Origin of the sequence: Mycoplasmopsis anatis, assembly GCF_900660655.1 — a bacterium.
Taxonomy (GTDB): domain Bacteria; phylum Bacillota_I; class Bacilli_A; order Mycoplasmatales; family Metamycoplasmataceae; genus Mycoplasmopsis; species Mycoplasmopsis anatis.
This window is the reverse complement of record NZ_LR215035.1, coordinates 418194-433062: the sequence shown is the minus strand read 5'-3', so window position 1 is coordinate 433062 and position 14869 is coordinate 418194. Positions and strand designations below refer to the sequence as shown.

Here is a 14869-nt window from a genome sequence, read left to right as displayed (position 1 = left end):
ATGGCAAATAAAATTCAAATTAAAGCAATATTTGACTATATAATCGAACTAAATGGAGAACATAATTTTGTTCAAAATGAGCGTTTAGTACACAAGGATAATCAAAACATTAAAGCCTTAGTAATTTCAGCTTCTGAAAACAAAGCATTCTGTATCGTTAACACCGACCCAAGCAACTTAAAAATAGAAGATGAATTTATTTTAAGTAATGAAAGTAATTTGGTTAAAACTTCTAAAAAATTCTTTGGAAAAATTATTGATATTGAAAACAATATTATTTATCCAGCATTAACTAAAGAAACTCCCGAATACTTAAGATACGAGTCAAACATTTTTAACAAGCCAAATGATTTAATGACTTATCGTTCACTAAATGAGCAACTTAATACTGGTTATATTTCGATTGATTTACTTGTACCTATCGGTAAAGGACAACGTGAATTGATCATTGGAGATAGAAAAACGGGTAAAACATTTATAGCATTAAATACTATCATTAATCAAAAAAATAAAAATGTTAAATGTATTTATGCGGCTATAGGAGCACAACACTCACAATTGTCAACCGTATATAAATTACTTGAGCAAAATGGTGCTCTCGATCAAACAATTATTATTAAAGCTGATTCAGATCAACCATATTCACAATTTTTACTTCCATATGTAGCTATGGCACATGCAGAGAATTTAAGTTATGAAAATGATGTATTAATTATTTTTGACGATTTAACAACTCATGCAAATATTTACCGTGAAATGGCACTTTTAACTAATAAACCTGTTGGTAAGGAAGCCTTCCCTGGTGATATGTTCTATGCACATTCAAGATTGCTTGAGAGAAGTGGGAAATTCAGTAATAGAAAGAGTATAACAGCATTACCTATTCTTCAAACGGTTGATAACGATATAACCTCACTTATTTCTTCAAATATCATTAGTATTACAGATGGACAAATTGTAACAAATAGTGAAATTTTTGCTTCAGGTAAATATCCAGCTGTAGATATTGATTTATCAGTATCACGTATTGGAGGAATGGTTCAAAGCAAGCAAATAGCCAAAGTTGCTTCAAAAATTGGAAAAATTTACAAAGCTTACCGTAGACAAACAAAATTATCTTCATTAAAATACGACTTAAATGAACAAACTAATAATTTAATTAAAAATGGAATTTTAATTGAAGAGATGTTCAATCAAAAAGGTGTTTCGGTTTATTCAGAAGAGGACTTACTACTAAATTCTGAGTTAATTTCATGAAATTGTTTAATTGGTGTTAAAGATATCCAACTAGCATTGAAATTCTGTCAAGAATTGATCAAACAAGATGAAACAGCAAGAAAAATTTTCGAAAGCACAAAGGATACTAAAGTGCTAGACCCAAGAGTTTCTGAATTTTTCAAAAGCTCTCTAAAGCAATTTAGTGACAAATTAGGACTAAATTGAAGTATCAAAGTTCAAAAAGAATTCATTCCATTAAGAAAAGAAATTATTAATAATATAATCGAAAAGTTAGGAGTTAAATAATGTCTGCAAAAATAACCAAAATTTGAACTGACGTTGTACAAGTTAGTTTTACAAATGAACAATTACCAAAAATTAATACATTAATTCTTACTGAAGATAACAAAAATTACTTAATGGTTAAAAAAGTTCTTGATGAAAAAAATCTTCTAGCGATGATAATTTATAATGAAACACCATTTTATATTAACCAAGAAGTTAAATGTTTAAATAGATCATTTATGGTACCTGTAGGTCAAAAAGCTAAAGGAAATGTCTTTGATTTTAGCGGTAAGTCACTAAATAATCCAACCTTAAATAATTTTGATTATGTTGAAATGGATTCAACAATTATTAAAAATCACAATTATAAATACAACCCCGAAATTCTTGAAACAGGAATTAAGGCAGTTGACTTCTTTATTCCTATTATCAAAGGTGCTAAAATTGGTATCTTTGGTGGAGCTGGTGTTGGAAAAACAGTTTTAATGAAGGAAATAATTTTTAACCTATCAAAAAATCAAGAAAAAACTAGCTCAATTTTTATCGGTTCTGGAGAACGTTCTCGTGAAGCAATTGAACTTAAAGATGATCTAGAACAATCTAATTTGATGAACAACTCAATTTTATATGTCTCAAGGATGAATGAGTCAGCTGGTGCTAGAATGAGTATTGTTCCAATAGGAATTACTGCTGCTGAATATCTAAGAGACGTTGAAAAAGAAAATGTATTACTTTTTATCGATAATATCTTTCGTTTTCTTCAAGCAGGAAATGAAATTTCGGCTTCTTTAGATAAGAAACCATCACTTGGTGGATATCAATCTACTTTAAACACTGAAATTTCAAGTATTGAAAATAGAATTTTCGCAAACCAAAACGGTAATATTACATCCTTCCAAACAGTTTTCTTACCTATGGATGATCTTTCTGAGCCATCAGCTGTAGCGATATTTAAACACTTAGGTGGTAACTTAGTTCTATCACGTGAAGTTACAGCAAAAAATATCTTCCCTGCAATTGATCCTTTAGCATCTAGTTCTTCAAGTATCGATCCGATGATAATTGGACAAAAACACTATGATGCTATTGTTGAAACTAAAAAAATTCTTCAAAGATATAAAGAACTTGAAGATGTTATATTAATTCTTGGAATTGATGAGCTTGATGATGAAAGTAAAATTACCGTTAAAAAAGCTCTTCAATTGCAAAACTTCTTCTCACAATACTTTTTCATGACTGAACATTTTACTCATGAAAAAGGAGTTTATGTTAAATTAGAGGATACTGTGGATTCGGTTATTAGAATCATTAACGGTGAATTTAATGATGTAGAACCAGAGAGATTTTTATACATTAGCACTGTAGATGATTTGCTTAAGTAAAAATTAAAATACCCATGTATTTTAGGAAAGGTGTTTTATGAGAAAAATTACTAAAAAGAAACTATTTTATTTAGGAATGTCCACAATAGCTGTTGTGGCTGTTTCAAGTGTATTTACAATGGGTGTTTACGCTCGTAATCCGCAAAATAATGTAAATAAAAAGTTTGATACTCTTGGCGAAAGAAGTGATGGAACTGATTCAACACTTCAAGATGGTGTTTCAACTAATGACAAAAACTTATCTAATAGAGATAACAACCTTCCAAAACTCGAAACACCAGGTTCAAACAAAGATGATGATAAACAACAAAAAACAACAATAAAATTTTTATTAAATGATTCAACAAAAACTCAAATTGGAAAAACAATTGAGCTAAGTGATAATGAATTTGAATCATTTAACTTAAAATTAAATGTTCCAGAAGGATATGAATTACTAAATAAAAACACTGAATTAGAAAAAAATAGTGAAAACTTAGTATTCGTTAAAGAAGTTGTTAAAGATTTAACTTATAAGACTACCTTAATTTTCAAATTTGAAAATAAAGTAATAAAAACTGAAACAGTTACTACAGTTAATGATGAAAAAATAAACATCTCTAGATATATTCCGGAAGGGTATAAACTAGAGAATGAATCTTTTGAAGTTATTATTAACCAAAATAATGAAATTAACTTAATTAAAATAATTGATAAACCCGAAAACCCAACTGAAGAAGTTAGTGATGAAGTAACCACTACACTAAAATATTTTTATGATGTTAATTTAGTAAAAGAAATTGAAGTTAAAACTAAAAAAGATGCAACAATCAGCGCTGGAGAGTATCTACCAAGCGGCTATGAATTGGTTGATAAAACTGTTTTGGTCAATTTAGGCCAAGTTAATTTAATTAAAGTTACACCTATTCCTGTTGAACCAACTAATCCAACAACACCAGAAAATCCCGAAGATGAAAACGAAATCTTTGATGATACTCTTATTAAAGATGAAAAAATTATCACCAAATTAATTTATAAAGATAATAAGAATAACTCAAAGGTTTTGGAAATAGATGTTGAAACTAAAAAAGGTGAATTCATTTATCCTATTTCATATTTACCAGAAGGTTATGATTTAGTTGACCCAAACCAACTTATATTTCCTGGTAAAGATAACGAAATTATAGTTGTCAAAAAAGAAGTTGAACAACCTAAAATGCTTGATACTAGAATAATTTTTAAGCACAATGAAAAAAATATCGAAACTAAAGTTTTTAAATTATTAGAGAATGCAAATTTAACAATCAAAGATATAAGTTATGTTCCATTTAACTACCATTTGGTTGATGAAACTACTAAAATTAATGTTGGGGTGGATAATATTATTAAAATTGAACCAAATCAAGCTGAAGTTAGAATGGTAACTACAACATTAATCTACGTAAGTAAAAACGTAGAAATTCTTAGAAAAGAAATTAAGAAAGCTGAAGGTGAAACTATAGATTACAAAGAATTTTTACCTGAAGGTTATGAATTTGTAAATCAAGATTATAAAATTAGTTATGGTAAGGAAAATAAAATAGAAATTCAACCTAAGAAAAAATTAGTTTCTACTACCTTAGTTTATAAAGAAGGTGAAAAAATAATTGCTGAAAATACAGTCACGACTAATGAAAATGAAATTATCTCAGCTTCAAATTATTTACCAAACAATTACACTTTAGTCGATCCTAAAGTTACCGTAACTCCAGGTCAAAGAAATGAAATTGCAATTAAAAAAGTTGAAGAAGTTCATCAAACAGTTTCAACTAAATTAGTCTTTGTTCTCGATAATGTTGAAGTAGGAACTAAAACTATTTCATCTCTTGATAATGAAAAAATTGATGTAAAACCACATATTCCTTTAGGTTATGAACTTAAAGATCCTAATCAAGTAATTAATACAGGACAAACAAACAGAATTGAAATAGTAAAAAATAAAATCCAATCAGCACCACCACAAAAAGGATTTGTTTATATCAATTTCATCCTAGAAGATGGAACACAATTTAAAAATATACAAGCCCTAGAGAATAAAGATGAAGAAGTTCTTGCTATTAAGTATATGCCTGAAGGTTATGAAGCATTTGATAGAAAAGAAGCAGAAAAGGTTGTTATCGCAAATAATAAAGATAAAAATGCAGTTTTTGTCAAGATTAAGAAAAAATCTGAAGTCGTTATATTGCCTGAACCAACTTTACCTGTAGAACCAGAAGTTCCAAAAGAACCAGAAGTTATTCCAGAACCTTCTAAACCTACACCTACTCCTGAACCAACTCCTAGTCAACCTGAACGTCCATCAATAGATACTGCATTAATTTCGAAAAAATCAAGTATTTCTGGTAGTCGAATAAACCCTAACTCAGTTAATGTTAGTGATTTAACGAATGAATATTTAGAGAGTTTTAAAAATAAAACAACTGAAGTATCAAGTTCTATAATAGATAAAAGTGATAAGTTAGTTGATGCATTAAATTCAGCACTTAATAATGGTGAGTTAGATGAAGCAGCTTTTAAAAAAGCTGTTCAAAACTTAGGAGCTACTTCATGATCTGCTGATACATGAGTTGAGTTCTTTAAAGCCGATAAAAGCTCTGCTTTAAGTTTATTCAAAGATGCAATTATGCTATATAAAAGAGGAGCTAGAGAATTTGCTAAAAAAGGTCTTGTGTATGATTGAGCTTTCTTAAATAGACTATCATTTAGAGATACAAGTTCAGGAAGAATTTGAAGCCCTCAAGGTGGAGGTGTATGGACACATGCTAATCCTTCAGAAAATGCAGTTACATCTAGATTGATTGATCAAAATAAAAATAGACGTGTAATGAACTATGACACCTACTACTTCAGAAGTCCAGCTGATATAGCAAAAGGAAATTATCCAGGTTGAACCAAGTCTGACATCTCATCAAGTTATAGTTCTAGCCTTTCAGGTTCAAGTAAAGTTTATAGTTATGTTAAAGATGGGAAACGTCTTAATGTTCTTGAAGTTGATGTTAAAATAGAGAATCTTACACAAACTTTAAATCAGATTTAAGTAAACTTCAAGGAAGTTTATCTTCTGATGGTGGTATTAATGCTATAGTGGTTAGAAATATCGGTGGCTTAGGAGCTCCTTCTGATTTAAAAGATGTATTTTACTCTTTACCTGAAACAGTTCAAAAATTAACATTATTCTTTGAAGGTAAGGACACCAGTTCATTAATTGCTCTTAGAGATAAAAACATTAAAGAAATTGAGTTATATACAAGTCAAAATGGACTTTTAGGTCTTGACAAAGATTGAGCAATTAACCCAAATGCTCTTAAGGGCGTTGGATTTGTTCCATATGATTATAATAATGACGTGGATCCTACCAAAGTTTCAGATGGAGCACTTAAGACTACCTCAATTACCTTCCAAGTACTTAAATTTGACGATGTAGATAACCTAGATACAATTAATCAAGGTCTAAAAATTGCTTTCCAAGATAAATATGACTTAAGAGTATTCCAAGGTTATTGAGGTGAAGGAAGTTGAATTTCTCATTTAGATTTTTCAAATGTTAAAAATATAAGATCACTAAAAGGTATGAATTTATATGGTAGAGTATTTTACGATCTAACATTATGAAACGAAAATAATAGTTTTGAAATTAAAACAGCTGATTTATCAAGCTCTCAATTTAGTGCATTAATTGTAAAACACCCAAACGATTATGGTAAATTCCATTTTGTTACACCAAATAATGTAACTGTTGATACTTTACACATATCTGGAAATGCTTCAGATTTACAACAAGGATGAGGAACTCAATTGGATGCGATTATTAGTGCAGGAAGAAAAATATTTAAGAAAATTGTTGTTGACGATCCTAATATGATTTCACTTGTTTCTAGTTTTAATACATACAACTGACCTATTAATGTTAAATAACTTAAGTAAACATGAAAGCACAGATAATAGCATTTGTGCTTTTGTTTTATTTTTTATTAAGATTGTATATCGAAAACTCTATATTGAGCAATAATTTAACTATATTTGTATATGCATTTTGATGATATACACATGAGCTTTATACACTTAGTTTCTATTTTTAACAACTGAGAATGATGTAAATTATTATTCTTTTAGACTAAAACCTTATTTTTAAAAATATTTATATTTTTAATGTAAAATAAAGATAAAGGAATATAAATAAAATTATCATTACAGAATACTAAGTATTTATTTAACCTTAAATAAATTACTCTTTGTATCTTAAGAAAGGTGTTTTATGAGAAAAATTACTAAAAAGAAACTATTTTATTTAGGAATGTCCACAATAGCTGTTGTGGCTGTTTCAAGTGTCTTTACAATGGGTGTTTACGCTCGTAATCCGCAAAATAATGTAAATAAAAAGTTTGATACTCTTGGCGAAAGAACCGATGGAACTGATTCAACACTTCAAGATGGTGTTTCAACTAATGACAAAAACTTATCTAACAGAGATAATAACCTTCCAAAACTTGAAACACCAGGTTCAAATAAAGATGATGATAAACAACAAAAAACAACAATAAAATTTTTATTAAATGATTCAACAAAAACTCAAATTGGTGACACTATAGAATTAAATGATAGTGATTTTGAATCATTCAATTTAATTTTAAGTGTACCAGAAGGATATGAATTACTAAATAAAAATACTGAATTAAAAAAAAATAGTGAAAACTTAGTATTCATTAAAGAAATTGTTAAAGATTTAACTTATAAAACAACATTAATTTTTAAATTTGAAAATCAAGTAATAAAAACTGAAACAGTTACTACAGTTAATGATGAAAAAATAAACCTCTCTAGATATATTCCAGAAGGATATAAACTAGAGAATGAATCTTTTGAAGTTACCATTAACCAAAATAATGAAATTAACTTAATTAAAATAATTGATAAACCTGAAAGTCCAACTGAGGAAGTTAGTGATGAAGTAACTACTACACTAAAATATTTTTATGAAGTTAATTTAATAAAACAAATCGAAGTTAAAACTAAAAAAGATGCAACAATCAGTGCTGGAGAGTATTTACCAAGCGGTTATGAATTAGTTGATAAGAATGTTAAAGTAAATTTAGGTGAAATCAACTTAATTCAAATTACACCTATTCCTGTTGAACCAACTAATCCACCAACACCTGAAAATCCTGAAGATGAAAATGAAATATTTGATGATACTCTTATTAAAGACGAAAAAGTTATTACAAAATTAATTTATAAAGATAATAAGACTAACTCTAAGGTTTTTGAAATTGAAGTCCAAACTAAAAAAGGAGAATTCATTTATCCTGTTTCATATTTACCTGAAGGTTATGATTTAGTTGACTCAACTCAACTTATCTACCCTGGACAAGATAATGAAATTTTAGTTGCTAAAAAAGAAGTTGAACAACCTAAAACACTTGATACTACAATAATTTTTAGATACAATAACAAAAACATCGAAACTAAAGTTTTTAAATTGCTAGAAAATTCAAATTTAACAATTAAGGATATTAATTATGTTCCAGTTAATTATCATTTAGTAGATCAAAGTATTAAAGTTAATATTGGAGCTGAAAATATTATTAACATCGAACCAAACGAAGTTGAAGTTAGAATGGTAACTACAACATTAATCTATGTAAGTGATAATGTAGAAATTCTTAAAAAAGCAATCGAAAAACCTGAAGGCGAAACTATAGATTACAAAGAATTTTTACCTGAAGGTTATGAATTTGTAAAACAAAATTATGAAATTAGTTATGGTAAGGAAAATAGAATAGGAATTCAACCTAAGAAAAAATTAGTTTCTACCACTTTAGTTTATAAAGAAGGTGATGATGTAATTTCTGAAAAAACTATTTCTACTAATGATGATGAAATAATTTCAGCTTCAAACTATTTACCTAATAATTACATTCTAGTTAATCCTAACACAAGCATAACGACTGGACAAAGAAATGAGATAGCAATTAAAAAAGTTGAAGAAATTCATGAAACTGTTTCAACTAAATTAGTTTTTATTCTTAATTCAAAAGAAGTTGGTACTAAAACTATTTCATCACTTGATAATGCAAAAATAGATGTAAGACCTCATATACCTTTAGGGTATGAACTTAAAAATCCCGAACAAGTAATTAATGTAGGAAAAACAAATAAAATTGAAATAGTTAAAAACCAAATAAGGCCAGCTCCACCTAGAATGGGATTTATTTACATCAATTGAATCTCAGAAGATGGAACAATTTTAGAACCACTTTCAAGACTAGAAAGTGTTGATGATGAAATTCCTGTTATCAGATATATGCCTAGTGGTTATGAAGCTTTTGATCAAAATGAAGCTCGTAAGGTTGTTGTTGCAAATACCGATAGAAATACAGCTTTTGTTAAAATCAAGAAGAAAAGTGAAGTTATTATATTACCCGAACCAACTTTACCAGTTGAACCTGAAGTTCCTACAACTCCAGAAGAACCAACGGTTCAACCAGAACCTTCTAAACCTACACCTACTCCCGAACCTACTCCTAATCAACCAGATCGACCTTCTATTGATAATTCATTAATTTCAAATAAAACAAACATTGCAGGTAAACCTATTAATCCTGAAGATGTTAATATTCCTGATCATAAAAATCCAGATTGAGAAAAATATAAAGATATGAATGCTGAAAAAATTACTGAAGATTCATTAAAAGGAACGAAAGAATTTATTGATACACTTTTTACAGCAATTGGTAAAGATGGATTTAATGATGAGAAAGCATTTAGAGATGCTCTAAAAAAACAAGGTATTGGTGAGTTTAACACAAATCTATGAGTTGATTATATTAAAAATTACAGAGCAAAATGACAAGAACCTGGTAGAGATTTTCTTTTACATTTTAGATTATGACTTGAAAACGTTAAAAGAGAAATAAATTCATATGCCGCTAAGGGTATGGCTCCTGATTTAAGTTTCTTAAATAGAATTTCTATGAATTATAGCGGTGGTAAACAAGTTTGATATGTTGAAGGTGGTGGATCGTGAACATATCCTAATCCTCTAGATAGTCCGGTTATTAAAAAGATCGTTGATCAAAATAGTACAAAACGTGTTATGAATTATGACACTTGATACTCTAGAGATCCTGAATCTATCCAAAAAGGTAATTTCCCTGGTTGAGAAAAAAGAGATGTCTCAAGTTCTTACTCAACAAGTTTATCAGGCTCAAGTAAAGTATATAGTTATACAAAAAATGGTAAAACTCTTAATATTTTGGACGTTGATGTAAAGGATGCTCAATCATACGCTAATTTTAAATCTGATATTCAAAAATTACAAGGAAAATTATCTGGTGGTATAAATGGTATAGTAATAAGAAATATTGGTGGTTTTGGAGCTCCTTCTGATCTAAAAGATGTATTTAAATCATTACCAAACACAGTTCAAAAACTTACATTATTCTTCGAAGGTAAAGACACAAGTTCTTTAATAGCTCTTAAAGATAAGCATATTAAAGAAATAGAATTGTACACAAATCAAAATGGATTGCTTGGTTTAGATAAAGATTGAGCAATCAACCCTAATGCACTAAAAGGAGTAGACTTTGTGCCATATGACTACAACAATGATATCGATCCAAGAAAAGTTAGTCCAGACGCACTTAAGACTACCTCAATTACCTTCCAAGTACTTAAATTTGATAATGTTGATAATATAACAACAATTAATCAAGGTCTAAAAATTGCTTTCCAAGATAAATATGACTTAAGAGTATTCCAAGGTTATTGAGGTGAAGGAAGTTGAATTACTCATTTAGATTTTTCAAACGTTAGAAATATTAGAACGCTAAAGGATATGAATTTATACGGTAAAGTCTTTTATGACTTAACATTATGAAATGAAAATAATGTCTTTGAAATTAAATCATCAGATTTAGCTAGATCTCAATTTAGTGCTTTAATTGTAAAACATCCTAGTGACTATGGTAAATTCCATTTTATAACCCCTGATAATAGAAATGTTGATACTCTATATATCTCAGGAAATGCTTCAAGTTTGGAACAAGGCTGAGGTACACAACTAGCTGCCGCTATTAGTGCAGGAAGAAATATCTTCAAGAAAATTGTTGTGGATGACCCTAACATGGTTTCACTTGTATCAAGTTTTAACACTTATGGTTGAAATATTAGTGTTAAATAATATCTTAGTGCGAATAAATTTCGCACTTTTTAAATAAAAAGAACCACATAGGTTCTTAATATATATCCTTATTATTATTTTGTATGAAATCAGGCTCAGTCACTTTCTTTCCATTTAGATAGTAAACAGTTGGTGACATTTCATCTTTATTTTCATATCACTCATTAAATTTACCGTGTTTAACTCCATTTTTGTATGTCTTTTGTGATTTTTTATATGTTACACCATCTATTTTAATATCATAGTATTCATATCAAATTCCATTTGCTAGGCCGTTTTCTCAGTTGTATAATTTTTCTGTTGTTTTAGATTCATAATAATATGTTTCAACTCCATGTTTGCGGTTATTATTTCAATTAGTTATTCTTTTTACATTTTGGAATGCTCTATTATTGTCGTAATATTCGGTTTGCTCACCATGTAGTTGTCCTTTTTCATTATAATATGATTTTACCAATAACCCATCTTTTTCATTACTTAATTTTCTTTCCCCGTTTAATACATATGTTTTGTTATCATTTAGTGGTAGAATTTTTAATTCATCTTTTTTGATTGTACCATTAGTACTTTTGAATTTAACTACAATAGTATTTGTATTTTTATTATAAATTGCTTTCATTATTTTACCTCGTATTATTGTTTAGTAATTCTTTTAACTTTTGGATAACTAACAATTATTGTGAAGAAATAAGTTATTTTTGAGAGATATTTTCTATAAATATCACTAAGCTCTATACCACTGTAGACATTTACTTTTTCATCTTTCTTCTTAGTGTTATTATATTCAATTATTTTAGACATAATATTAACACTATAATAAGTTAAAACCTTGAAGTATAGAACAAAAACTAAAATAATCATAAGCGCACCTACACCAATATAAATATATGTATCAACCGATTTTCAATTTTGCTTAATTCAGTTATTTGGAGCTGGTAAAATACTACATGCTGTAATAAAGAATGCCAATCAAAATACTAATAAAATTAATGAAATAATGGTATCTCTTTTAATTTTTGAAACAAGTTTCTTAAAGTAATCTCTTCGTTTTTTAATTGAATAGAATGTTTTTTCATCATATTCAGATAATTCAATAATTTTTGTATTATCTTTTTTAGAACGTAGATTAAACTCAGCCATATTCTTTAAAATGATAGCGATTCTGAATTTTACATATTCATAAAGATTAGTAATAACATCTTCATCCTTATTTTCACTAAGGTATGGTTCGATAAAGCGTTTTTGTAAAGATGATATTAACTTATCATTCTTATTAAATGGTGCGATATCATCACCGTAATTAATAATTTCACTTTCCTGTAAACAATTATAAAAGTTACTATCAATGTCATGAAAATTATGGGTTTGGTAATCTTTATCATTATAGATGTTCATCAACCCTTTAATGTTTTTAAGATAAAAGTAAACGACTTTATATCTAAGAAATTCTAAATCGCCAAAAAATTCATCTTTAAGATTTCTTAAACCAATTCAATACTCTCTTTGTTCTTTTGTTTTTGATGTAACCTCCATGTAAATACAATTTGCTTCAAATGTTTCTGACATTTCGGTTATATTTATATTTTTACTAGAGTCATCAGTATCAGTAAATTTAAATAAATTCACAAACTTACCATTTTTTCTTATCGGAGTTCAAATTTCACTCAAACTTTTTAAATCCTCTGAAAAAAGGTCATATTCATTTATTTTCTTATAATCCATACTAAAGAAATCACCATTAAGGTTTCTTTCCTCTTCGATAGTGTTTTCTTTAATATCGTATCTTAAGTAATCTGTAGCACTTTCATCTTTTACTACATCAATTTCTTCGGATAATTTATTGTTTTGTTGATTCATTTTGTAAACCTCTTATGTTATGGTAAAAATTAGTATTACCATAAAAATTATAGATGTTCTAATAATAATAATAATAATAATAATGTGAAAAAAACATGGAAAAATATGAAAAAACAAGGGTAGTCCTTGTTTTATTCCTCCTATTTTTTCATGTTTTGGTTTAATTCTTTTAATTCAGCAAGAATTAATTCTTCTGTTGTAGGAACTTTAGGTGCAGGAGCTTCCGCTGCCTTAGCTTTTTCTTCTTTAGCTTTTTTCATATTGTAGAATAAGTAATATACAACTAACACAGCAAAAATAAATAATGTAACGATAACAAAGTTAAGTAATACTCCTAAGAATTTACCAACTTTCATTCCTGAAACAATATAATCGTCTAAATTATTGTATTTTAAGATGTTAGTTGAAATATATGACATAATGATATCATTAGCTAAAGAACTAACAACAGCACCAAATACTGTCCCTAATAATAGACCAATAGCCAACATAAACATGTTTCCACGTTGAATGTGAGCTTTGGCACTTTTAACTGCTTTCTTAAACATAGATTTATTATATACTAATTTGATTTTATAAGTACAAAAAACTATGGTATTGTTTTTTATATATTTTTATAGTTTAATTTATTAATTATTGCTTTTATTTAATTAAATATATAATATACATGTATAAAATGATTGGAGTAAAAAATGAAAAAAACTATTGATGATTTAAACTTAAAAGGTAAAAAAGTTTTAGTTCGTGTAGACTTTAACGTTCCTATTAAAGATGGTGTTATTACTTCTACAAAACGTATTACTGCAGCTCTTCCAACAATTAAAAAAATTATTAATGATGGTGGAAAAGCAATACTTCTTTCACATTTAGGAAAAGTTAAAGAAGAAGCAGATTTAGCTAAAAGAAATATCGAACCAGTTGCTAACGAATTAGCTAAACAACTAGGACAAGTAGTTACTTTTGTAAATGCTACTAGAGGAGCAGAATTAGAACAAGCAATTAATAATATGAAAAATGGTGAAGTATTGTTAATGCAAAATACTCGTTATGAAGACTTAAATGGTAAAGCTGAAAGTAAAAATAATCCTGAATTAGGAAAATACTGAGCTTCACTTGGTGATGTATTTGTTAATGATGCTTTTGGTACAGCACACCGTGCACATGCTTCTAACGTAGGAATTAGTTCAAACATTTCTGAAAATGCTTTAGGTTACTTAATGGAAAAAGAAGTTAGTGCTTTAAGTAAAGCTATTGAAAATCCTAAACACCCATATGTTGCTATTATTGGTGGTGCTAAAGTTTCAGATAAAATTCAAGTGTTAGAAAACTTAGTTAAAATTGCTGATAAGATGATTATTGGTGGAGGAATGGCTTACACATTCTTAAAAGCTCAAGGACACACAATTGGAACAAGTTTAGTTGAAGATGATAGACTTGAATTAGCTAAAGAATTCTTAGACAAATACTCTTCTAAAGTTGTTCTTCCAGTAGATCACTTAGTTGCTACAGAATTTAAAGATGTGCCAGGTATTGTTTCTGAAATCGATATTAAAGATGGATATATGGGATTAGACCTTGGACCTAAATCAAAAGAATTGTTTGCTAAAGAATTAATTGGTGCTAAAACAGTTGTATGAAACGGACCTATGGGAGTTACAGAATTTGACAATTACAAAGAAGGAACTCTTGAAGTATGTCGTGCAATTAGTAAACTTGATAATTGTTACTCAGTAGTTGGTGGTGGAGATTCAGTTGCTGCTGTACAAAAATTAGGTATGGAAGATAAATTCTCACACGTTTCAACAGGTGGTGGAGCATCTCTTGAATTGCTTCAAGGAGTTAAACTTCCAGGATTTGAAGCTATCCAAGAAAAATAATAATAGAATTTAAGTAGATGCTAAGCATCTACTTTTTTATATTAAAAAGCACT

The 14869-nt window shown here is 28.2% G+C and carries 9 protein-coding genes; 6 read left to right on the top strand and 3 right to left on the bottom strand.

What is annotated here, in order from left to right; genetic code table 4:
- The 5 genes from EXC66_RS01835 to EXC66_RS01815 all read left to right on the top strand — a co-directional run bounded on the left by EXC66_RS01835 (position 1) and on the right by EXC66_RS01815 (position 11082).
- Positions 1 to 1524: an MSC_0619 family F1-like ATPase alpha subunit gene (locus EXC66_RS01835; protein WP_006886672.1), complete on the top strand. Its 1524-nt coding sequence runs from the start codon at positions 1 to 3 to the stop codon at positions 1522 to 1524.
- Entirely contained in the window at positions 1524 to 2885 is a 1362-nt protein-coding gene (locus EXC66_RS01830; RefSeq protein WP_006886671.1) for an MSC_0618 family F1-like ATPase beta subunit, read from the top strand. Before EXC66_RS01835 ends, EXC66_RS01830 begins: the two co-directional genes overlap by 1 nt.
- Before the next feature lie 37 nt (positions 2886 to 2922).
- Complete coding sequence (locus EXC66_RS01825) at positions 2923 to 5940, top strand: IgG-blocking virulence protein (RefSeq protein WP_129622337.1); 3018 nt, start codon at positions 2923 to 2925, stop codon at positions 5938 to 5940.
- Entirely contained in the window at positions 5937 to 6818 is an 882-nt protein-coding gene (locus tag EXC66_RS01820; RefSeq protein ID WP_206750136.1) for a putative immunoglobulin-blocking virulence protein, read from the top strand. Before EXC66_RS01825 ends, EXC66_RS01820 begins: the two co-directional genes overlap by 4 nt.
- Before the next feature lie 340 nt (positions 6819 to 7158).
- Positions 7159 to 11082 carry a putative immunoglobulin-blocking virulence protein gene (locus EXC66_RS01815; RefSeq protein WP_112579113.1) on the top strand — a complete coding sequence of 1308 codons (3924 nt, stop codon included), beginning with the start codon at positions 7159 to 7161 and terminating at the stop codon, positions 11080 to 11082.
- Positions 11083 to 11137: 55 nt separating this feature from the next.
- Here the strand turns inward: EXC66_RS01815 and EXC66_RS01810 are convergent, their stop codons facing one another.
- The 3 genes from EXC66_RS01810 to EXC66_RS01800 all read right to left on the bottom strand — a co-directional run bounded on the left by EXC66_RS01810 (position 11138) and on the right by EXC66_RS01800 (position 13487).
- Positions 11138 to 11701, bottom strand: coding sequence for a toxin-antitoxin system YwqK family antitoxin (locus EXC66_RS01810; protein ID WP_006886667.1), 564 nt, complete (start codon positions 11699 to 11701; stop codon positions 11138 to 11140).
- Between the two features lie 14 nt (positions 11702 to 11715).
- The gene (locus tag EXC66_RS01805; protein WP_006886666.1) at positions 11716 to 12939 is read right to left on the bottom strand and encodes a hypothetical protein; all 1224 of its coding nucleotides are present in this window, start codon (positions 12937 to 12939) and stop codon (positions 11716 to 11718) included.
- 140 nt (positions 12940 to 13079) lie between these two features.
- Positions 13080 to 13487 (bottom strand): MscL family protein, encoded by a 408-nt coding sequence (locus tag EXC66_RS01800; RefSeq protein WP_006886665.1) that lies wholly within the window; start codon positions 13485 to 13487, stop codon positions 13080 to 13082.
- 144 nt (positions 13488 to 13631) lie between these two features.
- Here EXC66_RS01800 and EXC66_RS01795 point away from each other — a divergent pair, with 144 nt between their 5' ends.
- Positions 13632 to 14816: a phosphoglycerate kinase gene (locus EXC66_RS01795; protein WP_006886664.1), complete on the top strand. Its 1185-nt coding sequence runs from the start codon at positions 13632 to 13634 to the stop codon at positions 14814 to 14816.
- The last annotated feature ends 53 nt before the right edge of the window (positions 14817 to 14869 follow it).